The organism is Caulobacter radicis (assembly GCF_003094615.1).
Classification (GTDB): Bacteria; Pseudomonadota; Alphaproteobacteria; order Caulobacterales; family Caulobacteraceae; genus Caulobacter; species Caulobacter radicis.
Map to the genome: position 1 here is coordinate 60361 of NZ_QDKO01000013.1, position 22318 is coordinate 82678.

Sequence of the window (22318 nt, forward strand, 5' to 3'; positions counted from 1 at the left end):
TCCCGTGGAGACGCGCCATGATCCGCCTCGCCGCCCTCGCCCTGCCCCTGCTGCTGGCCGCTCCGGCCCTGGCCCAGCCGCCGGCCGCCAGTCCGGCGCCGCAGAGGCTGGTGCTGAACTTGGCCGACCGCGACGGCGACGGCGTGGTCAGCCCGGTCGAGGCCGCCGAGCATCTGGCGTCCGGCGACGCCGCCGAACTGCCCGCCGCCCAGCCGTTGAGCCCGCCCAATCGGGGTCCCCGCCTCAGGCCCGGCAAGGCCAAGGCTGAGAAACCGGACGAGGCCGGCTTTCCCGGCCTGTCGATGAAGCGCCGCTTCGTCCCGGCCAGCGAATTCGAGCAAGCGCTGGAATATCGCTTCCTGGAAGATCTGAAAGACCGTCGCAAGTAGCGGTAATCCCTTGCCGGCCGTCGGCCGGCCGCCCCCTCCCAAATTCCGCCCATTTTTTGCCGACTGCGGCCATCCCGTAGTTGCGAGTCGATCTCAACGCGACTAAGACCCCCGCCCTTATTGCGATTGATACGCACAAGCGTTGGTACGGGGCGAGTAGATGAAGCGAGCGATGATGGCGACCGCGGCGATGGCCGTGGCCTTGGGCGCGGCCGGCCAGGCCTGGAGCCAGGACGAAAAGGCCGAGCGCCTGCCGAAAGTCAGCATCGAGGCGACCGCAGCCGCCCCGCCCGCCGCGGCCTACCAGGCCGCCAATCCGGTCGACTCAGGCACCTCGAAAATCACCCGCCGCGCTCTCGAGGACCGCACGCCCGGCAACGGCGACGTCATCGAGACCCTGAAGATCCTGCCCTTCGCCAACTTCGACTCCAACCAGGGCGTCGCCACCCAGGAGAGCATCCAGGACCTGCGCCCGGCCAATGTCTCGATCTCGGGCGGGCAGTTCTACGACAACTACTTCGCCATCGACGGCGTGGGCGTGAACAGCCGCCTGGACGTGGTCGGCCTGGGCGGCAGCAACCTTCAGAACTACAACGAGACGGGCGGCGCCAGCGCCCAGTCGATCTGGCTCGACACCAACCTGATCGAGTCCCTGACCGTCCGCGACAGCAACATCTCGGCCCAGTACGGCGGGTTCACGGGCGGCGTCGTGCAGGTCGAGACCAGGCAGCCGTCGCACGTGTTCGGCGGCTCGGTGACCGTCGGCTGCACCAACGACGATATGACCTCGTTCAAGATCCCGAACGCCACCAAGACCCTGCTGGCCGGCGTGGAGCCCGAGCACCCGAAGTACGACAAGTGCAAGGTCAATGCGACGGTGGACCTGCCGATCAACGAGAAGGTCCGCGTTCTGCTCGGCGCGGGCCGGCAGGAAACCGAGATGACCTACTACCGCCATGCGAACTATGGCGGCACGCCGTTCGGCCTGAAGAGCCGCAGCGACAACGTCCTGGCCAAGGTCGAGGTCGATCTCGCCCCCGACCTGACGCTGCGCGGCCAGGTGGCCTACAGCCCCTACACCAGCGAGAACTCGGCCGAGAACGCCCGCAACGCCGTCATGACCCAGAAGGGCGGCGGTCTGACCGGCAAGCTCGAGCTGGCCGGCAAGCGCGACGCCGCCGACTGGTCGCTGGTGGCCACCTACACCAAGGCCGACAGCAGCCGTGACGCGCCCTCGCCGGTGTTCGCCTGGCCCTCGTCGTCGGTCGCCGGCGGCTTCTGCGCCTCGACCGGCAACTGCACCGAAGGCAGCTTCGGCAATCTCGACCAATGGCAGAAGGACATCGGTCTGCAGGCCCGCTGGAGCCAGCCCCTGCTGGGCGGCGACCTGCGGATCGGCGCCGACTACAGCCACGTCGAGGCCCGCAAGCGCCGGCCGCAGGACGACTATTCCTACCGCACCGGCAAGGTCCACAGCACGATCGTCTGCCCCACCGGCGACATCGCCTGCCGCGACGGCGACGTGGTGCTGACCGCCTACAGCATCTACAAGGCCTACGACATCTCGGTTGACCTGGACGCCGTCAGCGCCTTCGCCGAGTACGAGGTCAACCGCGGCCCGCTGACCGTGCGCGCCGGCCTGCGCTACGACCACGAGAGCCTGCTGGCCAACCACAGCTTCGCCCCGCGCCTGTCGGTGGTCTACGAGCTGCCCTGGGACGTCACGGCCACGGTCGGCGTCAACCGCTACTACTCGCGCGACTTCCTCGGCTACGCCATCCGCTCGAAGTACCCGGGCAACTACACCTACGAACGCAGCTACAACCTCGTGAACGGCAAGGCGGTGATCGGGCCCTGGGCGCTGTCGGCCCACTCGATCTCGGCCACGGTCAGCGGCACCGGCGTCAAGACGCCCTACTCCGACGAGCTGACCTTCGCCCTGTCCAAGCCGATCTTCGGCGGCGTCGCCAGACTGAAGGGTGTGGCCCGCGAAGCCGACGACCAGTTCACCTCGTCGGTCACCGAGACGGTGACCTATGTCCAGGAGACCGGCCGCACCTCGACCTATCGCCTCTCGCGCCTGAGCAACGGCGGCGAAAGCTCGTATCGCGGCCTGTCGGCCGAATGGAGCCGCAGCGTCGGCCGCCACACCTTCAGCCTGAACGGCTCGGTGTCGGAGACCTCCGACAATCTGGGCGACAACGGCTATGACTCGATCGCGGACGAAGGCGAGTACGGCGACGAGCGCGTCTACTACAAGGGCGAGGTCCGCAGCCTGCTGGCCGTCATTGCCGAGAACGACCGCCTCAACTATGCCGCCCCTGGCCTGGCCAACGCCGACTGGAGCGCCGACTGGTGGAACGGCCGGATCCGCACCAACCTGAACGCCCGCTGGCGCTCGGGCTACGACCAGATCGAGGACACCGGGGCGACCCAGTTGGTGAGCGGAACCCGCTACGCGGTGTGGGACGTCATCCGCTACAAGTCGCAGACCACCTTCAACGCCAACGTCCAGGCCCAGGTCGCCAAGACCGCCTACGGCGAGGCGAGGCTGGACCTGCGGGTGACCAACCTGTTCGACACCCTGCCCCAGACGGTGACGGCGGCCACGCGCAGCCAGCCCTACCGCATGGGCCGGTCGTTCTGGGTGGGCATGAGCTACAAGTTCTAACTCATGAAGCGCGCGGCGAATCTCCTTCTTCTGCTGGGAACGGCGGCGGCCCTGATCGGGCTGGCGCCGGCGCCCGACCCGACGGCGCTTCGCCGCGCCGCCTTCGCGGGCAAGCCCGACACCTGGCCCGCCCCCACCCTGCTGCCGGGGGCCAGCTTCACGCCGTTCGGCGCCCTGCCCGCCCCCGCCGTCCCGGCCGACAATCCGCAGACGCCGGAGAAGATCGCGCTGGGCCGCAAGCTGTTCGACGATCCCAAGCTGTCGGGCTCGGGCCAGATCGCCTGCGCCTCGTGCCACAATCCGGAACTGGCCTTCGGCGACGGGGTGAAGACCTCGTTCGGCCACGACCGCCAGCGCGGCCGCCGCAACGCCCCGACCCTGAGCGTCGTGGCCTGGCGCACGCCGCTGTTCTGGGACGGCCGCGCCGGCAGCCTGGAGACCCAGGCCCTGGGTCCCGTCGTCGACCACAAGGAGATGGCCGGCGACCCGCGCGAGATCGAAAAGCGCCTGGCCGCCGATCCCGACTATCGCAAGGACTTCCAGGCCGTGTTCGGCGCCAAGCGTCCGACGATGCAGGACGCCGCCAAGGCCCTGGCCGCCTACCAGCGCACCCTCAAGCCGCGTAGCAGCAAGTGGGACCGCGTGCTGTCGCTCGGCGGCCGGGTGCTGACCGACCAGGAACTGCAGGGCCTGGAGCTGTTCCGGGGCAAGGCCGGCTGCGCCAACTGCCACAACGGCCCGCTGCTGTCGGACGGCAAGTTCCACAACATCGGCCTCAGCTTCTACGGTCGCAAGCTGCAGGACCTGGGGCGCTACGAGGTCAGCGGCGACCCGGCCGACGTCGGCGCGTTCCTGACGCCCTCGCTGCGCGGGATCTCCAAGACCGGCCCCTACATGCACAACGGCATCTTCCCCACGCTGGAAGGCACGGTGAACTTCTACAACGAGGGCGGCGCGCGCCCCCGGCCCAAGCCCGAGCAGGCCGGCGACCGCCTGTTCCCGACCACGACCCCGCTGCTGAAGCCCCTGGGCCTGACGCGCGAGGAGAAGGCCGCGCTGGTGGCGTTCCTGGAGACGCTGTAGCCCCCTCCGGCCCTTCGAAAGATGCTCCCCCTGAAGGGGGAGCTGTCGCGGAGCGACTGAGGGGGGAGTAGCTGCTGGCTTTAGAAGCGCACTGACCTCATCAGATACTTCCCCCTCCGGCCCTTCGGGCCACCTCCCCCTTCAGGGGGAGGACCTGGCCCCTACCCCTTCACCGCGTACGAGATCGGGGTCTCGAAGCGGCGGCGGCTCCAGTCCGAGTCGCGGGGGGCCTTGGGGAACGGGGCGGCGGCGGACAGCAGGTCCATGGCGGCGGCGTCGAGCGCGCGGTCGCCGCTGCTTTCGACGATCACCGCCCGCGACATCCGGCCGAAACGGTCGAGGGTGAAGGCCACGACGACGACGCCCTGGGTGCGGCGGCGTTTCAGCCCCTCGGGCATCACCTTGCGGGCCTCGATCCAGGACAGCACCTGGGCGGCGTAGGGATCGTGGGTCCTGGCGGCCTCGCCGCGCACCTGCACCGGCGCGCCGCCGCCGGCCGGCGCCGAGGCGGCCGAGGCGGCCACCGCCACGGGGGTCGCCGTCGAGATCGAGCGGGTCTCGACCGGCTGGGGCGCGACCTGCGGGGCGGCGACCAGCGGGTCCGGCGCGGGAATGGGAACCGGGCGCGGCCGGATCGGCGAGGCCATGCGCGCTTCGCGGGGCACGGCCTGCTCACGCCGCTCGTCCGAGGCCTGCGACGGCGAGGGCCGAGGACTCGGGGTCATGGCCTCGAACAGCGAAGCCTCCATGGCCGGCGGCTCGGAGAGGCCCGGCATGGCGCGGACGAAGCCGACCAGCCCAGCGATTACGGCCGCATGCAGCCCGACCGACACGCCGGCGGCGAGGACCTTGTCCCCGCCCCGCCGGCCCGACCGGGGCCGTCTCACGCCTATGGATTCCGCGACACTCATAAGAATGCGTCGCATCTACAGGATGGACGACCTTGATACAACGTCCGGAGGGCTACCTAGTCAGGCGGCCTTGAGGGTCTCCGAGCCGACCTCCGGCGCGAAGGCCGGATAGAAGGTCGCCAGCATCCGCTCGGCATAGGCCACCAGGTTGCAGAACCCCTCGGCCCGGCGACGGATCGGCGAGTCGAAGAACGGCGTCAGGATCTGGGCCAGCACGGCGAACACGATGGCGTCGACGCTGGTCGGCCGCTCGCCCATCATGAAGGCCTTGTCGCCGAGCATCTCCGAGAGCGCGGTCAGCGACCAGGACGCCAGTTCGACGATCTCGTCGGGGGAATGCCGGCCAATGCCGACGGCCTTGAGGTTGGCCTCGACGGTGTCGAGCAGCCCCGCCTTCAGGTCCTGGCGCATGGCTTCGGGCGCGCCGTCGAACCAGCGGGCCGGCCCCTTCTCGAAATTGTCGAAGTCGAAGAAGCGGAAATAGCAGTTGGCCCAGCCCAGCTGGTTCTCGACCATCCGCTCGATCGCCCAGGCCTGAGCCCGCTCGACACGGGACAGGCCCGCATCGAGATCGACGCCGTAGCTGCGCTCGAGATAGGCGCGGATAAAGGTGGAGTCGGCGACCTTGACGCCGTCGTCGTCGATCCAGGGCAGCTGGCCCTTGGGCGAGGTCTCCGGATGGGCGGGGACCTTCTGGTGATCCAGGCCCGCCATCATCAGGTGGATTTCGGTCTTGGTGACGTAGGGGCTTCCCTCAGGCAGGCCGTAGGCCGGGCCGGCGGCGTAGAGCGTGATCATCTCGAGGTCCCTCTCGTGCGGTATTGCGATGAGGAGAGACTGCCGCCACCCTGCTGCCAGCATGCTGTCAGCAACGATCCGGCACAGTGAGACACATGAGACGCGCTGAACGCCTATTCCAGATCATCCAGATCCTTCGCCGCAGCCGGGCGCCGGTCACCGCCGACGCCATCGCCGCCGAACTGGAGACCTCCAAGCGCAGCGTCTATCGCGACATCGCCGCATTGGTCGGTCAGAGGGCGCCCATCCGCGGCGAGGCGGGCGTCGGCTACGTGCTGGAGGCCGGATACGACATGCCGCCCCTGATGCTGACGCCGGACGAGATCGAAGCCGCCGTGCTGGGCGCCCAATGGGTGGCCGGCCGCGGGGATCCCGCCCTGGCCACCGCCGCCCGCGACCTTATTGCAAAGATCGCCGCCGCCGTGCCCGACAACCTGCGGCCCTACGTGCTGGAGCCGGCCACCCGCGCGCCCGCGCCCTGGAACCCCGCGCCCGACAACATCGACATGGCCCAGACCCGGGCCTGGATCCACGCCGGCCGCAAGATCCGGCTGGACTATCGCGACGAGAAGGGCGCGGTCAGCCAGCGCATCGTCTGGCCGGTGACCGTCGGCTACATGGCCACCACCCGCATGCTGATCGCCTGGTGCGAGCTGCGCGACGACTTCCGCAACTTCCGCACCGACCGGGTGGTGGCCGCCGAGTTCCTCGACGACCGCCACGGCCAGCGCCCCGCCGTGCTGCGCGCCCGCTGGCAGCGGCAGATGGAGGAGGAATGGGCCGCCTACGACGCGGCCAAGGCGGCCGGGGGGATGCTTCCACATGGTTCGAGCTAGGCCGGCAACCCGAGGCCAGAAACCCGCCAGGCGACTAAAAGATATTTCCGAACAGAAACAATATCCCCTGCAAATCCACGCCGCCTCCATCATTTCTGCGAATGAGTTTGCGTTTGACTCGCAATTAAACCGTCGTTAGCTGCGACCCGTTCTTAAATAACGGGGGAATGCATGAAGTCGCGGTTGATGATGGCGAGCGCCGTCGGCGTTTGGGCGGTGCTGGCCGGCGCGGCGCGGGCCGAGGCCCCGGACGCCACGGCGCCCGAAGCGCCGACGCAGGTCGACCAGGTGATCGTCACCGGCGAAAAGGCCAGCCGCAGCATCCAGGACACCGTCACCAGCGTGGCCGTGACCACCGCCCGCACCATCGAGCGCGAGCAGATCCGCGACTTCTACGACGTGGTCGCCAGGACCGCGAACATGAGCGAGACGTACGGCAAGAGCGGCTTCACGATCCGGGGCGTGGCCAACAACAACGTCTCGGGCGGCGGCAGCGGGGGCCTGGCCACGGTCTATGTCGACGGCGCGGCGGTTCCCGAGCGCGCCATGTACGGCGGCCCGCTGGACATGTGGGACGTGGGCCAGGTGGAGGTGTTCCGTGGTCCTCAATCGACCCTGCAGGGCCGAAACGCCCTGGCCGGCGCGGTCATCGTGCGCACCACCGACCCGACCGGCGACTGGAACTTCAAGGCCCGCGTGACCTCCGCCAGCGGCGACGACCGCTCGATCGCCCTGGCCGGCGGCGGCCCGATCGTCGCCGACCAACTGGCCTTCCGCCTGGCCTTCGAGGACCGCCAAAGCGACGGCTTCATCTACAACAACACGCGCAAGCTGGACGACGACGCGCTGGACACCCGCATGATCCGCGGCAAGCTGCTGCTGACGCCGGCGGCGGCCGAGGGCTTCAAGGCCGTGGCCACCATGAGCCACAACGAGCGCAAGTCGGGCTACCTCTACACCTACAGCCGCACCGACACGCCGGACCACTACGACCACCGCGTCACCACGACCAACTCGCCCAACACCAGCGACATCACCACCGACATCGCCACGCTGGAGGTCGAGCAGAAGCTGGGCCAGCGCTTCATCCTGTCGGGCGTGGCTTCCTGGAGCCAGGTTGATCTCATCCAGCGCTATGACGGCGACCTGGGGCCGCAGACCCTGTCCTACGGCGGCCAGAACGAGCGGATCGAGACGGCCAGCCAGGAAGTGCGCCTGAACTACGAGGGCGAGCGGCTCAAAGGCCTGGTCGGCCTGTTCCACGCCACCCGTGACGCCGACCGCAAGTCGGCCAGCCTGACCAACGTGGCGTTCCCGCGCGCCACCCTGGTCAGCGTGCTGACCTCGACCCTGATGGGCAGCGTGCCCGGCATCACCCTGACCCAGGCCCAAGGCCAGGCCAACACCTTCGCCAACGCCTATATCGCCGCCCTGCCCGTCATCCCGGTCGACTACACCTCGGACGCGCCTGAGCTGGTCGAGACCACCGCGCTCTTCGCCGACGGCAGCTTCGCCCTGACGCCGAAGCTCAGCGTGCTGGCCGGCTTCCGCTACGACCGCGAGAAGAACACCCAGAGCTCGGTGCAGACCGCGCGCTTCGCCGGCGTCTACCCGACCCCGGCCGCCTTCGGCGCCTCCGCTCCCTATGTGGTGCTGGTGAACCAGTTCGTCGGCTCGATGGTCGCCCAGGCCGGCGCCCCCTCGCCCGAGACGGCGCGCGAGTTCGAGGCCTTCCTGCCCAAGCTGGGCGCCAGGTACGCCTTCACCGACGACGTCTCGGCCAGCTTCGTGGTCCAGCGCGGCTATCGCTCGGGCGGCACGGCGATCAACACCGCCCGCGCCACCGTCGTGCCCTACGATCCCGAGTACACCTGGAACTACGAGTTCTCGCTGCGCACCTACTGGCCGCAGTGGGGCCTGACGGCCAACGCCAACGCCTACTACGTGGACTGGACCGACCAGCAGGTGTCGCTGAACCTGGGCCTCAACCAGTACGACTACCAGGTCGAGAACGCCGGCAGCTCGCACCTCTACGGCTTCGAGCTGGAACTGGCCCAGCGCGTGACGCGCAACGCCAGCTGGTGGGCCTCGCTGGGCCACACCAAGACCGAGTTCGACGAGTTCAACGTCCAGACCGGAACCGACACCCGCAACCTGTCGGGCTCGGAATTCCCCTACGCGCCGCACTGGACCTTCGCAGTCGGCGGCGACTACCGCTGGGACAACGGCCTAGTGGCCAACCTCAACGCCAACTATCGCGCCAAGGCCTTCACCCAGGCCGGCGGCGAGCAGGACGGCCGCATCGCCGACGCCCGCACCCTGGTGAACGGCCGCTTCGGCTACGAGAGCGATCGCTGGGGCGCCTATGTGTTCGGCAAGAACCTGCTGAACGAGAAATACAGCCAGTACAGCCGCCCCGACTTCGCCGTGGCCCTGCTGGGCGAGCCGCGCGTGCTGGGCGTCAGCCTGGAGGCGCGCTGGTGATCGGGCCCATGGTGGGATTGGGCGGTCTTGCTCTAGCTCCCCTGGCTCTAGGGGGCGCGCTGCTGCTGCGGCGCGCCTGGACCAACGCCGATGCGCGACGGCCCTGGCTGATCGTCGGCGGCTGGGCGCTGCTGGCGCTGGCCATCGCGGTCTCCGTGCCGTTCCTGGGCGCGGCGCGCGGGCCCTCGATCGTGCTGGCCCTGGCCTCCACCGTCGCCCTGGCGCTGGTGGCCGCCGGGATCGAGCTGCGCGAGGCCAAGCGCAAGGCGCCGCGCGAGCTGGCCCTGGAGCCCTCGGACCGTCGCCGGGTGGCCTGGCGCGGCTGGCTGCGCGGCTTTCTCGCGGGCCCGCTGGGCGGCGCGGCGGCCATGGCCGTGGGCCTGGCGGTCGCCGTCTGCTTTCCGGCCGAGGTCAAGACCCGCCTGATCATCGGCGGCATGCTGGTGCCGTTCCTGTGGGCCGGCGGCATGGCCTGGACCCTGTCTGACGACAAGATCCTGCGCGCCCTGGCCGTGCTGGTCGGCGTCACCGTCGCCGGCTTCGGCGCCGTGTTCCTGAAGGGCTCCCTCTGATGCACGCCCCGCAACAAAAACCCAAACCCGGCAAGCCGATCTGGCCGAAGATCCCTGCCCCCTTCGTGCGCGCCATGCTGGCCGGTCACTCGGCCCTGGGCCTGGCGTTCGCCGCGCTGATCTACCTCGTCTGCTTCTCGGGCGCGGTGGCGGTGTTCACCAACGAGTTCAATCGCTGGGAGCAGCCGACCGCCCCCGTGCTGCACAGCGTGACGCCGGCGGCCGTCGGCGCGGCCTTCGACGAGGTGCTGGCCAAGAACCCCAAGGCCCACGACCTCTTCATCCGCATGCCCGAACCCGCCGTGCCGCGCCTGTCGGTGCACGGCGACGACGCCAGGGGCGGCGAGCACACCTGGTTCGCCGACGCCTCAGGCAAGATCGTCGCCGAGCAGCGCACGCCCTTCAGTGAGTTCCAGGCCAAGCTTCACACCGCCCTGCACTTGCCGGGCAGTTGGGGGTTCTTCCTCGTGGGCCTGACGGGCGTGGCCTTGCTGTCGTCGCTTGTCTCGGGCGTGCTGTCGCATCCGCGCGTGTTCAAGGACGCCTTCGCCTTCCGCTGGGGCGGCTCCAAGCGTCTGCAGGAGGCCGACCTGCACAACCGCATCTCGGTGTGGGGCCTGCCCTTCCACGTGGTGGTGTCACTGACCGGCGCGTTCCTGGGCCTGTCCGTCCTGATCGTCGGCGTGCTGGCCATGGTGGTGTTCGACGGCAATCGCGAAAAGGTCTTCGCCCTGTTCAGCGGCCCGGCCGTGGCCGACGACCCGCGCCCGGCCCCGGTGGTCGACGTGGCCAAGGGCCTTTCCGTCCTGCAAGCCAGGCATCCGGAAGCGGGCTTCAACTACATCTTCGTCGAACACCCCGGCGAGACCGGCCAGCACATGAGCATCAACCGCGTCACGCCCGGCAAGCTGTCGCGCGGCGAGATGTTCATCGTCGACGGCAACGCCAGGGTGCTGGGCGAGGCCGGCTTCGAGAGCGGCAATGTCGGCATGGCCATCTATGCCAGCCTGACCCCGCTGCACTTCGGCTGGTTCGGCGGCTGGCCGGTGAAGGTCGCCTACTTCCTGCTGGGCCTGGGCCTCACCGCCGTGACCGCCAGCGGCGTGGCCATCTGGCTGGCCCGCCGGCGCGACAAGGGCCGCCCGGCCCCGCGCTGGGAGCGGGTCTGGGTCGCCTTCTGCTGGAGTCAGCCGCTGGGCTACGGCGTCGCGGCCATGGTCGCCCTGCTGGCCCAGGGCGTGCCGCCCGTGGCGGTGTGGGGCGGGGTCACCCTGCTGGCCAGCGCGAGCGCCTTCCTGTGGACTCCGCAGGTGATCTCGATCCGCCTGCGCCTGGCCTCGGCCGTCAGCCTGGTCCTCGTGGCCCTGGTGCATCTTGGCCTCAATACCGGCCGCTCGGTCGATCCGGTCGCCTGGATCATGGACGTGTCCCTGGTGCTGGGCGCCGTGCTGCTGGCGGCGTCGGTCAAGCTGACCAAGACGCCCGCCGCGGCCTGATCGCTTCGCCCGGAAACGACGAAGGCCCGCCGGCGACGGCGGGCCTTTTTCGTTGGCTGTGAAAGCCCCTCCTTCAACGCTTGAGCGACGCGGCAAGACCGGCTAAGCACGACCTCCACGGTCGCTCGCGACCCGTGCGGGCGTAGTTCAGAGGTAGAACGTCAGCTTCCCAAGCTGAATGTCAGGGGTTCGATTCCCCTCGCCCGCTCCAATCTCCTCCCCCATCCCGAAACGTTGACGCCCGCCCGCGCGCGGCGCACGCTGACCGTCAAACGGACGTTCGGGAGGAGAACGCGATGGCCGACGGCGAGGATCATCCCCGCGCGCGCTTCCACGCCATGACCGAGGGCACGGCCGAGGACTGGGGCATCATCGCCCAGGCGGCCGGCGAGTACGGGCGCGAGCTGCCCGACCGGCTGATCAAGCATCTTCAGCTGCTGCAAGGCGACTGCGGGGGCTTCGCGGTAGACCGGCTGGAGCACAGCCTGCAGACCGCCACCCGGGCCCACCTGGCCGGCGAGGACGAGGAATACGTCGTCTGCGCCCTGCTCCACGACATCGGCGACATCCTGGGCCCGCGCAACCACGCCGACATCGCCGCCGCCATCGTCCAGCCCTTCGTGTCGGAGGCCAACCACTGGATGGTGGCCAATCACGCGATCTTCCAGGGCTACTACTTCTTCCATCACCTGGGCCTGGACCGCGACATGCGCGAGGCCTTCAGGGGCCATCCGCACTTCGAGCGCACGGCCAAGTTCTGCCATCAGTACGACCAGCCGGCCTTCGATCCCGCCTACGAGACCCTGCCGCTGGAGGCCTTCGAGCCGATGCTCCGGCGCGTGATGAGCACGCCGAAGCGATCGATCTACCTGCGAGCCACGGAAGGCTGAGCGCGTCCTACTGGACTCGCTCGACCTTGATCCCGCGCTTGTCCAGCAGCGCCTGGACGCTGTCGGGACCGACGAGGTGGCCCGCGCCGACGGCGACGAAGCTGACGCCCTTGCCGTCGAGCTTGGTCTTCAGCTGATCGGCCCAGGCGGTGTTCCGGCCGAGGATCAAGGTGTTGTAGAGCGGCTTGTACTTGGTGCGCATCTCGGTGACGAACTGGCCTTCCAGGGCCTTCACGTCGCCGTCGGCCCAGGCCTTGACCATGGCGTCGAGCTTGGCCGGGCCTTCGTCGACCTCGTCGAGCGTCGACTTCAGCAGCAGCACCTCGTCGGCGGCCGGCAGGTCGGCGAAGAAGCGGATCTGCTGCTCGGCGGTCTCGAGCTGGCCCAGGCCCTTGCCGTCGGCCTTGAGCTCGGCGGTCAGCACCTGCTCGACGCCCTTCTTGGGATCGAAGCCGGCCTTGAGCATCGGGGCCATGGCCAGGGTGATGGCCGCCATCCAGGGACGGAAGGCCTCCAGCGCCGCGGACGGCATGCCCATCTCCTGGCCGTAGGTCTTGGTCTTCTCCCAGTCGGCGGCCGCCAGCTTCTTCGACAGCGGCGTGGCCTGGTCGATGCCGTACTTGACGATCAGCGGCTGCATGACGGCCATGTCGGTGGCGCCCAGCACCTCCACCACCAGCTCGTCGCTGGACTTCAGGGCCGCGTCCAGCTTGGGCGAGCGCCACTGGGTCTCGGGGCGCAGCACGTGGACGGTGCCGAAGAGATAGATGGTCGAGTCGTGGTCCTGGATCTTCCACAGCGCCGGATCGGCCAGGGACGGCGTGGCCGCGCCCAGGGCGAGGACGGAAACCAGGCCGACGACGACGCGGCGGGCGGCTTTGACGGACGAACGAAGCATGCGGATCCTCTCGGGTGAAATCGGTTCGGAAAAGGTTGGGCGGGCGGCTAGTCGACGAAGCCCCGTCGCCAGGCCACGATCATCGAGATCAGCAGGTAGGCGATCATGTTGACGTTGACCGCGTCCCACAGCGTCAGCGGCGGCAGCAGGGAAAGCTTCTCGCCGGCCGCCCACAGGAACAGCAGCCCCTGCAGCAGGACGTAGGAGACGGCGGCCGTCTCGGCCATGGTCCGGCGCATCAGTTCGTCGCTGCGCACCCACAGGCTGATGTTGCCGGCGGTCTGCACCAGGAACAGGGCGATCAGGCCGGTCATCACCGCCGAGGCCAGCAGCGGCGACAGCGGCACGAACAGGGCCCCGGCCAGCGGCGGGGCGGCCAGCATGCCGGCGGCCAGCACCAGCACCCCGCCCTGCCCGGCATAGAAGCCGGCCTGGGCGGGCGTGGCGGCCTTCGGCGCCTCGTCGCCGTTGATCCGGCGGCCCAGCGCCTTGCGGCTGAGGCTGACGGCCATGGTCACCAGGCCCACCGCCGCCAGGAAAGCCGCCAGGCCCAGCGAGACCACGTCGCTGGTGGAGAATTCCAGGCCGTGCCAGTAGCCCTGGCGCTTCAGCCACATCAGGGCCCGGCCGGCGAAGAAGCCGACCGGCGCGCCGACGGCCATCAGGATCAGCGCCCGGCGCGCCCGGGGCGACAGCTTCTGGGCGTTGGAAGCGACGCTCATCTCAGTCCTCGTCCTGGAAAATGGCTTCTATGGGCTGGCCGAACAGACGGGCGATCTTGAAGGCCAGCGGCAGGCTGGGATCGTACTTGCCGGTCTCCAGCGCGTTGATGGTCTGGCGCGAGACGTCGAGCCGCTGGGCCAGGTCGGCCTGGCTCCAGTCGCGTTCGGCGCGCAGCACCTTGAGGCGGTTCTTCATCCTGACCTCAGCGCCGCGCCAGCCACCAGCCGGCCCAGAACAGGCCGTAGCCGACCAGCTGGAAGCCGCCGAGCAAGGCCATGCCGAACACCACCGCCTGGGGGGTGCTCATGCCGACGGGCAGCAGGACCTCGGCGATTCTGGGCATGGTGTGAAGCAGGATGAAGGGTACGGCCGCCAGGGCCAGGCCTGCCGTGCCGCCCCAGTACCAGGACCATTTATGCGCCTCACGCGCGGCCTCGTCGGCAACACGCCACCAACGGACGCACAACCAGAACGCCAGAACCATGGCCGCGACGACGCCCAGGGCGACGGCGACCAGAGCATAGACGGCGAACTCCGGCCGCACGCGGCCGACATCCCCCAGAACGCCCGCCAGCACACCCACGAACAGGGCCACGCCGAGCGAAGCCCAGAACGTGACCACCAGCCGTCGCCGCGCCAGTTGCTGCCCCGCCATGCCAAGTACCCCCGTCAAAATGACAAGGACCATTGACATCAAAGCCCAGGATCATGTCAAGGACCCTGGACAAAATTCTCGCGCAGAGCGTGAAGTACGCGCGCCCGCTCTCAAGCCGCGATGCGGCCGCTGCGCCAGTGCAGCGGCGCCGGGGCGGCGACGCCCAGGGCCTTGGCCAGCCAGTGGGCCTTGGGGTCGGCGTGGATCAGCCAGCCGTATTGCGAGAAGCGGTCGCCGTAGTCGTCCCAGCGGATCACCCGCCCGTCGGCGTCGAGGCGCCACACCGCCTTGTCGCAGCCGGGGATGCGCTCGGCGCGCTCCCAGGCGGCCACCCGCTGGCTGTGGGTCGAGAACGGACCGGAGAAGAGGCGGTTCATGACGCAAGGCTCCCGTCGACGCGGCGCGGATCCGAAGAACGAATCTGCGTGTAATCGCAACAACACGACACTAGCTCTTGGTGACAGTTAACGCAGCTAACACCACATGTAGTGCGACGCCATGCCGCGCGACAGCTTGAACATGTTCAGCGACTTGCGCTTTGCGCGACTCAGGACGGGGTAAGCGGTCGCCGCCTCGCGTCCAGCGCCACGTGCACGTCGGCCCGTTCCGGCAGGTCCTTGGCGCACCAGGCGGTCAGGCGTTCGTAGTGGTCGAGGAAGCGCTCCAGGGCCGCCGGATCCAGGCCGCCGCGCTGGCCCCGCGCCGCCAGCCGCGCTTGCAGCTTGGCCTCCTGCTGGCGTCGCCAGGCGCGCACCGTGGCGAAGTCGGGCGCGGTCAGCACCGCCAGCCAGTCGATCCGGCCGAAGAGTTCGCGGTAAGGACCGGCCAGGGCCGCGTCGATGTAGCCGCGCCAAGCGCCGTCCGGGTCTTCGTCGCGTTCCAGGACGTTGATTGGCGCGGCCAGGGCCTCGCCCCCCTGCGGCCGCGCGCCCAGGCACCAGCCTTCCAGCAGCACCACGTCGGCGGGACCGTCGAACACCGGCCAGGCCTCGCGCGGGACGCGGTCGTCGGCGGCCTTGTCGAAGCGCGGCAGAGCGACCGGCCCCTGCCCCGCCAGAGCGTCGAGCACCGACAGGCCCAGGGCGACGTCGTGGGTGCCCGGCGGTCCGCGCGTGGCCAGCAGCGGATGGACGTCGCGCACCAGGGCCTGGCGCTCGGCCCGGGTCAGGTAGAGATCGTCCAGCGACAGGACCGCCACCTTCAGCCCGTCGGCCTCGAGCAGCCGGGCGACCGCCGCCACCAGGGTCGACTTGCCCGCTCCTTGCGGTCCCGAGAGGCCGGCGACGAAGCCCGGCCGGCCATGGGCGCGGACGGCCTCGATCAGCCGCTCGGCCAGGGGGCGGTGCAGGACGTGGAAGGTCTCGACGAAGCCGGCGTCCAGGCGCTCGTCACGCATGAAGTCAGGCAGCCAGGCGGGATCGGGCGCGTTCATGACCCGACCATGCACCGGTTCGTGCGGCTACTGCACCCGCCGCACGCGATAGCCGCGGGCCTTCATCAGGGACGGCAGGCCGTCGGGCCCGGCCATGTGCAGCGCGCCGACCGTGACCAGTTCGACGCCGGAGCCGGCCATCTCGCGGTCCAGCACCTGAGCCCAGGCCAGGTTGCGGCGCTTGAGCAGGGCCTCGTAGAGCTGGGGCCGGTCGCGGCGCATGCCCTCGACCAGCACCGCGCCCAGGCGGTCGACATCGCCCTTCAGCCAGGCCTGCTGCAAATCAACGCCCCGGCGCGGCGGCGCGACCTGCTCGGCGGCGACGTCGTCGAGATACTGCACCTCGACCGTCTCGGGCAGGTCGGCGAACAGCCGCAGCTGCTGCTCGAAGCTCTCGAAGGCCAGGACCGGCTTTTCGGCCCGCACGGCCTGACGGGTGACGCTTGCGTCGGCGCCGTCCTGCACCGAGCCGCCCTCCTCCGCCATCGGCAGCACCGACAGCATCATCGCCGCCGCCCAGGGCCGCAGGCGGTCGACGCGGTCCAGGCTGGCGCCGCGGCTGTCGAGCGCCGCGCGCAGGCTGGCCACGGTGCGCGGCGGCAGCTTCTCGGTCAGGGAACGGTCGAGATCGACGCCGTAGCGGTCGACCAGCGCCTTCACGGCGGCAGGATCGGCGTCGACGCGGGTCTCGAACCACAGCTTGTCGGCGCGGGCATAGGCGCGGTCGAAGGCCGGGGTGCGCCAGCGCACGTCGGGCGACAGCACGTGCATCGAGCCGAACAGGTAGATGCGGGAGTCGCCGTCGCTGACCTCCCACATGGCCGGGGCCGCGCGGGCGACGCCCGACAGACCCGCCAGCGCGACGACGGCCGCCGCCGCGCCCCTAACCCAAGCCAGAACCATACGCCGTCCCCGACAAAAACACGGGGACCACGCTAGGCGAGAGCGCGTTAACCGGGCGAGCGCAAAGCGCCGCGGCCTAACGCCACGCCTTGAAGTGCTTCGAAAGCTTCAGGCCCTGGCGCTGGTAGTGCGAACCGCCCTCGCCATAGAGGCGCGCGGGGCGCTCGGTGAGGGGCTCGTAGACCAGGCGGGCGACGGTCTGGCCGTCTTCCAGCAGGAACGGCGTCTCGTGGCTGCGCACTTCGAGCACGCCCTTGGAGCCGACGGCGCCGGCCTCCTCGGTGCCGAAGCCCGGGTCGAAGAAGCCAGCGTAGTGCACGCGGAACTCGCCGACCGACGGATCGATCGGAGTCATCTCGGCCGCTTCCATGACCGGGATCTCGACGTCGTCCTTGGAGGCCAGGATGTAGAACTCGCCCGGATCCAGCAGCAGTTCGCCGTGGCGGGTCTCCAGCGGCTCCCAGAAGTCGCGCGGGTCGTGACCGTCCTCGTGGTCGAGGTCGACGACGCCGGCGTGGCGACGGCCACGGAAGCCGACGATGCCGGTGTCGCCCGGGGTCAGGTCGACGCCGACGCTGCGGATGGCCAGCTTGACCGGGTCGCCGCGCTTGAGGCGCAGCTGGTTCAGGCGCGTGCCGGCGCGGACCAGCACCGAGAAGGTCTGCGGCGCGATCTCGATATAGAGCGGCCCCTCATAGCCGGCCTCGATGTCGTCGAAGGCCTTGGAGTGGTCGCTCAGCAGGCGGACGAAGACGTCGACCCGGCCCGTGGAGCTCTTGGGATTGCCACGCGCGGCGACATTGGCCGGCAGCGCCAGGCGCTCCTGGATCTCGGCGATGTAGACGCAGCCCTTCTCCAGCACCGCGCCCTTCGACAGGTCCAGCTCGTGCATGGCCACGTCCTTGAGGCGGTCGGGCACGCGGCGCGAGACGCCCGGCAGGAACGAGGCGCGCACGCGCCAGCAGCGCACGCCCAGGCGCAGGTCGAGGCTGGCCGGCTGGACCTGGTCGCGGTCGAACGGGGTCTGCGAGGTGATCGCCTCCTGGGCGATCAGGGACTCGATGGTCTGGCAGGGCAGAATCCCTGCGGCGTGGGCGTCGGTCATCGCCGGCACACTCTCTAAACCGCCGCCGTGAGGCAAGCGCGCGATGGGAGCCGCCGCGAGAATCTGGAGGCCCTCAGCCCTGCCGGAGCAGTTCGTCGAGATGCAAGGCGCCGGCCATGGCCCCGTCCTCGTCCCGAAAGACCGGCGCCAGGCCCTGCGCGGCGGCGGCGTAGGCCGGATCCTCCAGCACGGCCCTCAGCGCCGCGGCCGCGCCGCCGCGCTCGTAACGGTCGGGCCGAAGCCTGCGGCCGACGCCCAGCCGCCTCACTCGCCGGGCGTTGTCGTGCTGGTCGCCCAGGAACGGCGTCACCAGTTGGGGGCGTCCCGACCGCAGGGCCTGGGCGGTCGTGCCGATCCCGCCGTGATGGACGATGGCCGCGGCGCGGGGGAAGACCAGCGAATGGGGAGCGTAGGAACCGACGAACACGTCGCCTCCCCCCGTTCCCGCACCCGCCAACCGCTCGGCCTCCTCGGCGCCGGCCAGCAGCAGCGCCCGGCGACCGAGCACGCGCGCCGCCTCTAGGCTGGCGCGATAGAAGTCGCCCGGCGCATGCACCGCGAAACTGCCCAGCGAGAACACGATCGGCGCCGGCCCCGCGTCGAGAAAGGCCGCCAGCGCGGGATCCAGCGCGGACTGCCCCCCGGCCTCGCTGTCGTAGGACGGAAAGCCGACGAGGGTCAGGCCGGGCGGGTGGTCGGGCTGCACGAGCCCGAAGACAGGCGAGTAGAGGCCGAGCACCGGCGCACCGTCGCCGTGGCCGCAATCGAACATGGCGTCGGCGCCCGCATGGGCGACGCCGAGCCTGCGGCCCAGATCCCGCAGGGGCTTCAGCGAGGCGGCGATCCGCCCGCGCACCAGTGCGCGGACGAACCGGTTCCATCCGATCGCCGCGGCCGAGCGCGGCGTGAAGACATAGGGCGCCGGCCCGGTCTCGGACGGATCGGTCGCCGACTGCATGAAGATCGGAGCCAGGGCCACGCGAACCAGCGGCAAGCCGAGCGCCCGGGCCGCCGGCGCCGCGCCGAAGACGATGTTGTGCGCCACCACCATGTCGGCCCCCAGCGCCGCCGCGCGGACATCCTCGTAGGTCTCCGACAGGAAGGGCATCTGCAGGTCGCGCAGCAGGAAATCGGGGTCGCGGCTCATCCGCTCGAACACGTCGGCTATATCGAGACCCAGGCGCTCCTGGATCTGCCGGGTGCTGGGCCGCAGCGGGGCGAAAGCCAGGCCCTCGGCCTCGACCTTGGCGCGATGGTCCTCGTGGGTGGCCAGCAGAGGCGCATGGCCAAGACCTTTCAGGGCGAGCGCCAGGCCCAGGAACGGATGCAGATCGCCTAGCGAGCCCGTCGTCGCCAGCACGATCCGTCGCCCCGCCGCCATCCTCGCCCCCGCGCGCCGCTCCGCCGGATGGGAACCGCAACCGGCGCGCCGAGGCAAGGCCCGTCACCCCCGCCAGGCGACCTTTGCCGCCCCGGCGCTCGCCCGACGCGCTCGGACCGTGACGAAGCAGTGAAAGATCGCCTATACCCACCGCGATTGCGTCGGCGGTAAGTTGCCGGCGCGGGCCTTTTCGTCGTCGGGAGTACGCCGTGTCCGAAGATCCGAAGAACTGGGACGTCGCCACCAAGCTGATCCGTGGAGGGCTGGCCCGTTCGCCGTTCATGGAGACCGCCGAGGCGCTCTACCTGACCCAGGGCTTCACCTACGACAGCGCCGAGGGCGCCGACCGCCGGTTCTCGGGCGAGGACCCGGGCTTCGTCTATTCGCGGTTCAACAATCCGACCGTGAAGATGTTCGAGGACCGCCTGGCCCTGCTGGAGGGCGCCGAGGTCTGCCGCGCCACCGCCACCGGCATGGCCGCCGTCCACTCGGCGCTGATGGGCCTAGTGCGCGCCGGCGACCACGTGGTGGCCGGCAACGCCCTGTTCGGCTCGTGCCGCTGGCTGGTCGCCGAGTGGCTGCCGCGCTTCGGCGTCGAGACCACCTTCGTCGACGCCACCGACATCGAGGCCTGGGAAGCAGCGATCAAGCCCAACACCAAGGCCGTTCTGATCGAGACGCCCTCGAACCCGGTGCTGGCGATCACCGACATCCGCGCCGTCTCCGAACTGGCCCACGCCGTCGGCGCCAAGGTCATCGTCGACAACGTGTTCGCCACCCCGATCTTCCAGCAGCCGCTGGAGCTGGGCGCCGACGTCGTCGTCTACTCGGCCACCAAGCACATCGACGGCCAGGGCCGGGTGCTGGGCGGGGCGATCCTGACCACCGAGGCGATCAACGAGGAATTCTATCGCGACAGCATGCGCCACACCGGCCCTTCGCTGTCGCCGTTCAACGCCTGGGTGATGCTCAAGGGCCTGGAGACGCTGGACCTGCGCGTGCGTCGCCAGACCGACACCGCCGCCGCCCTGGCCGACGTCATGGCCGAGCACAAGAAGGTGACGCGGGTGCTCTACCCGTTCCGCACCGACCATCCGGGCTACGAGGTCGCCAAGAAGCAGATGACCGGCGCCGGCACCGTGATCGCGCTGGACCTCGGCTCGCGCGAGGCGGCGTTCAAGTTCCTGAACGCGCTGGAGATCGTCGACATCTCCAACAACCTGGGCGACGCCAAGTCGATGGCCACCCACCCGCCGACCACGACCCATCGCTCCGTTCCGGAAGAGATGCGCCCCCTGCTGGGCGTCACCGAGGGCGGCGTGCGCCTGTCCGTGGGCCTGGAAAGCCTGTCCGACCTGACGCGAGACGTGACCCGTGCGCTCGACCAGGCGTGAGTCCAGCCCGCCGCTGAAGCGGATCCGTCGGCGCCGCGGCCCCGACACCGGCATCTATGAGGCCCGCACGCGCGACATCGTCGTGCGGGTCGCGCCCTGCTATCTGGCCGAGGAGTCCTCTCCCGAGCAGGGCCTGTACCTGTGGGCCTACACAGTCGAGATCGAGAACCACGGCGTCGAGACCGTGCACCTGGTCGCGCGCTGGTGGAAGGTCACCGACGCGATGAACCGCAGCAACGAGGTCGAGGGCTCGGGCGTGGTCGGCGAGCAGCCGGAACTGAAACCGCGCGAGGCCTTCCGTTACGTCTCCAACTGCCCGCTGCCGACGGCCTCGGGCACCATGGTCGGCCGCTACCAGATGGTCACCGAGGCCGGCGAGGCGTTCGACGCGCAGATCCCCGAGTTCTCGCTGCACCTGCCCGGCGCCTCGCGCCGGGTGAACTGACGGCACGATCGCGTTTCCGAAAACGCAACCTTGAGATAGTACGTCATCGTTCGCGAACCTGCGGGGGAACCGAGCGATGACGTCCTACACCATCCAGATCTGGAACCAGTCCCAGGCCGCCAAGAGCTACGTGCTCTTCCTGCGGCAGCCGGAACTCACCGCCAACGGGGGCTCGCCCCAGGCCTACACCAACGCCTGGGCGACCTTTCCCGGCGTCACCAACGGCGGCTTCGACCGCATCACCTTCGACGAGACCGTCTACGCCTACTGGAGCCATCCGCCGGTGGGCGGCCAGATGCTCAGCGGCGGCGTGATGCAGGTCAGCGCCCAGACCCAGGACACGGTCGCCTTCAGCGGCGGCTCGCCAACCGGCTTCACCACGCTCACCAGCCCGGGCACGGCCCAGCCCGGGTCGTTCGCGATCGTCACGGGCTCGGACTTCACGCCGGCCAGCGGCTACGTGCTGGGCATGGCCCGCATCGCCGGCACGCCGATCCCCGTGCCCACGACGACCTTCCCCGCCCTGCCGAACACGATCACCAACATCAGGCCGATCCACACCTACTATGTCGCCGAGGGGGCCTATGCGCCCGGCGAGGTGATCGACGCGGCCCAGCTCACCGCCAGCGCTGAGATCGACTTCACCGGAAGGCCCCAGACCACCGCCACGGTCATCCAGCAGGCGAACGGAACCTTCTCGGTGACCTACAGCTGACGGCTGCGCCGAACGGCGCCGTTGCCAAGTAACAATGTTACGCGTTTACTTCCCCCAGCGGCGCGAGACCGCGAACACATAGGGAGGTTGCGGCGTGGCCGACTACGAGCTCACCCTCATCAACCAGAGCGACGACGTCCAGAACTCGACGGTCGTGGTGTTTCAGAAGGCCCCGACCAGGCCGGTGAGCCTGGCGCGGTCGATCCCGCCGGGCGGCTCGTCGAAGATCAGCTTCAACAATCTCGAACCCAGCGCCCAGGCCTATCTGGTGCTGGGCGAGCGGCCGCACCTCGACAGCGGCGGCCCGCCGGCCGGCTCGGTGCGGCTGGATCTGGACCTGACGCACGAATACGTCATCCGACGGCCGGAAGGACGGCACTGACGGGGAAGACCCCCTCAGTCGCTTCGCGACAGCTCCCCCAAAAGGGGAGCATCTTTCGCTCGGCGCCCGCCGAGATCCTCCCCCTCTGGGGGAGGTGGCCCGAAGGGCCGGAGGGGGGACGTTTTCAGCTTTCTAGGCGCGGGGAAGTTCGCAAT

At 69.8% G+C, this 22318-nt stretch carries 23 protein-coding genes and 1 tRNA gene; 13 read left to right on the forward strand and 11 right to left on the reverse strand.

What is annotated here, in order from left to right; translation table 11 throughout:
- The first annotated feature begins 17 nt into the window (after positions 1-17).
- The 3 genes from DDF62_RS08070 (at position 18) to DDF62_RS08080 (ending at position 4143) form a co-directional block, all read left to right on the forward strand.
- Positions 18-389 (forward strand): hypothetical protein, encoded by a 372-nt coding sequence (locus DDF62_RS08070; protein WP_116488649.1) that lies wholly within the window; start codon positions 18-20, stop codon positions 387-389.
- A gap of 160 nt (positions 390-549) precedes the next feature.
- Positions 550-3060, forward strand: a complete 2511-nt coding sequence (locus DDF62_RS08075; protein WP_116488650.1) for a porin family protein — start codon at positions 550-552, stop codon at positions 3058-3060.
- A gap of 3 nt (positions 3061-3063) precedes the next feature.
- Positions 3064-4143: a cytochrome c peroxidase gene (locus DDF62_RS08080; RefSeq protein ID WP_116488651.1), complete on the forward strand. Its 1080-nt coding sequence runs from the start codon at positions 3064-3066 to the stop codon at positions 4141-4143.
- Positions 4144-4304: 161 nt separating this feature from the next.
- Here DDF62_RS08080 and DDF62_RS08085 read toward each other — a convergent pair whose 3' ends face one another.
- Positions 4305-5030, reverse strand: coding sequence for an energy transducer TonB (locus DDF62_RS08085; RefSeq protein ID WP_165832196.1), 726 nt, complete (start codon positions 5028-5030; stop codon positions 4305-4307).
- A gap of 84 nt (positions 5031-5114) precedes the next feature.
- On the reverse strand, positions 5115-5852 hold the full coding sequence (locus tag DDF62_RS08090) for a glutathione S-transferase family protein (protein ID WP_116488653.1): 738 nt from the start codon (positions 5850-5852) through the stop codon (positions 5115-5117).
- 95 nt (positions 5853-5947) lie between these two features.
- Here DDF62_RS08090 and DDF62_RS08095 point away from each other — a divergent pair, with 95 nt between their 5' ends.
- The 6 genes from DDF62_RS08095 (at position 5948) to DDF62_RS08120 (ending at position 12130) form a co-directional block, all read left to right on the forward strand.
- Positions 5948-6688 carry a helix-turn-helix transcriptional regulator gene (locus DDF62_RS08095; protein ID WP_116488654.1) on the forward strand — a complete coding sequence of 247 codons (741 nt, stop codon included), beginning with the start codon at positions 5948-5950 and terminating at the stop codon, positions 6686-6688.
- A 171-nt stretch (positions 6689-6859) separates the two neighbouring features.
- Positions 6860-9172: a TonB-dependent receptor gene (locus DDF62_RS08100; protein WP_116488655.1), complete on the forward strand. Its 2313-nt coding sequence runs from the start codon at positions 6860-6862 to the stop codon at positions 9170-9172.
- Positions 9169-9744, forward strand: a complete 576-nt coding sequence (locus DDF62_RS08105) for a hypothetical protein (protein ID WP_244286749.1) — start codon at positions 9169-9171, stop codon at positions 9742-9744. Before DDF62_RS08100 ends, DDF62_RS08105 begins: the two co-directional genes overlap by 4 nt.
- Positions 9744-11240 carry a PepSY-associated TM helix domain-containing protein gene (locus DDF62_RS08110; RefSeq protein WP_116488657.1) on the forward strand — a complete coding sequence of 499 codons (1497 nt, stop codon included), beginning with the start codon at positions 9744-9746 and terminating at the stop codon, positions 11238-11240. Before DDF62_RS08105 ends, DDF62_RS08110 begins: the two co-directional genes overlap by 1 nt.
- A gap of 136 nt (positions 11241-11376) precedes the next feature.
- Positions 11377-11451: transfer RNA gene (locus DDF62_RS08115), tRNA-Gly, on the forward strand.
- A gap of 85 nt (positions 11452-11536) precedes the next feature.
- A complete protein-coding gene (locus tag DDF62_RS08120; protein WP_116488658.1) occupies positions 11537-12130 on the forward strand; it encodes an HD domain-containing protein in 594 nt (197 codons plus the stop codon).
- A 7-nt stretch (positions 12131-12137) separates the two neighbouring features.
- Here DDF62_RS08120 and DDF62_RS08125 read toward each other — a convergent pair whose 3' ends face one another.
- The 9 genes from DDF62_RS08125 to DDF62_RS08165 all read right to left on the reverse strand — a co-directional run bounded on the left by DDF62_RS08125 (position 12138) and on the right by DDF62_RS08165 (position 19206).
- Entirely contained in the window at positions 12138-13028 is an 891-nt protein-coding gene (locus DDF62_RS08125; RefSeq protein WP_116488659.1) for a TraB/GumN family protein, read from the reverse strand.
- 47 nt (positions 13029-13075) lie between these two features.
- Positions 13076-13750, reverse strand: a complete 675-nt coding sequence (locus DDF62_RS08130) for a hypothetical protein (RefSeq protein WP_116488660.1) — start codon at positions 13748-13750, stop codon at positions 13076-13078.
- 1 nt (position 13751) lies between these two features.
- Positions 13752-13946 carry a helix-turn-helix transcriptional regulator gene (locus DDF62_RS08135; RefSeq protein WP_058348510.1) on the reverse strand — a complete coding sequence of 65 codons (195 nt, stop codon included), beginning with the start codon at positions 13944-13946 and terminating at the stop codon, positions 13752-13754.
- Positions 13947-13953: 7 nt separating this feature from the next.
- Entirely contained in the window at positions 13954-14373 is a 420-nt protein-coding gene (locus DDF62_RS08140) for a hypothetical protein (RefSeq protein WP_244286750.1), read from the reverse strand.
- Positions 14374-14516: 143 nt separating this feature from the next.
- Positions 14517-14783: a hypothetical protein gene (locus DDF62_RS08145; RefSeq protein ID WP_116488661.1), complete on the reverse strand. Its 267-nt coding sequence runs from the start codon at positions 14781-14783 to the stop codon at positions 14517-14519.
- Between the two features lie 170 nt (positions 14784-14953).
- Positions 14954-15838, reverse strand: a complete 885-nt coding sequence (locus DDF62_RS08150) for a kinase (protein WP_116488662.1) — start codon at positions 15836-15838, stop codon at positions 14954-14956.
- Between the two features lie 27 nt (positions 15839-15865).
- Positions 15866-16741 (reverse strand): TraB/GumN family protein, encoded by an 876-nt coding sequence (locus DDF62_RS08155; RefSeq protein WP_116488663.1) that lies wholly within the window; start codon positions 16739-16741, stop codon positions 15866-15868.
- Between the two features lie 76 nt (positions 16742-16817).
- Positions 16818-17846, reverse strand: coding sequence for a 2'-deoxycytidine 5'-triphosphate deaminase (locus DDF62_RS08160; RefSeq protein WP_101716502.1), 1029 nt, complete (start codon positions 17844-17846; stop codon positions 16818-16820).
- 73 nt (positions 17847-17919) lie between these two features.
- Positions 17920-19206: a glycosyltransferase gene (locus DDF62_RS08165; protein ID WP_165832197.1), complete on the reverse strand. Its 1287-nt coding sequence runs from the start codon at positions 19204-19206 to the stop codon at positions 17920-17922.
- Positions 19207-19436: 230 nt separating this feature from the next.
- Between DDF62_RS08165 and metZ the strand changes: the two genes are divergently transcribed.
- The 4 genes from metZ (at position 19437) to DDF62_RS08185 (ending at position 22163) form a co-directional block, all read left to right on the forward strand.
- Positions 19437-20621, forward strand: coding sequence for an O-succinylhomoserine sulfhydrylase (metZ, locus tag DDF62_RS08170; protein WP_116488665.1), 1185 nt, complete (start codon positions 19437-19439; stop codon positions 20619-20621).
- Positions 20602-21066: a Co2+/Mg2+ efflux protein ApaG gene (apaG, locus tag DDF62_RS08175; protein ID WP_116488666.1), complete on the forward strand. Its 465-nt coding sequence runs from the start codon at positions 20602-20604 to the stop codon at positions 21064-21066. Before metZ ends, apaG begins: the two co-directional genes overlap by 20 nt.
- A gap of 76 nt (positions 21067-21142) precedes the next feature.
- Complete coding sequence (locus DDF62_RS08180; protein ID WP_116488667.1) at positions 21143-21781, forward strand: hypothetical protein; 639 nt, start codon at positions 21143-21145, stop codon at positions 21779-21781.
- A 94-nt stretch (positions 21782-21875) separates the two neighbouring features.
- Positions 21876-22163 (forward strand): hypothetical protein, encoded by a 288-nt coding sequence (locus DDF62_RS08185; RefSeq protein WP_116488668.1) that lies wholly within the window; start codon positions 21876-21878, stop codon positions 22161-22163.
- The last annotated feature ends 155 nt before the right edge of the window (positions 22164-22318 follow it).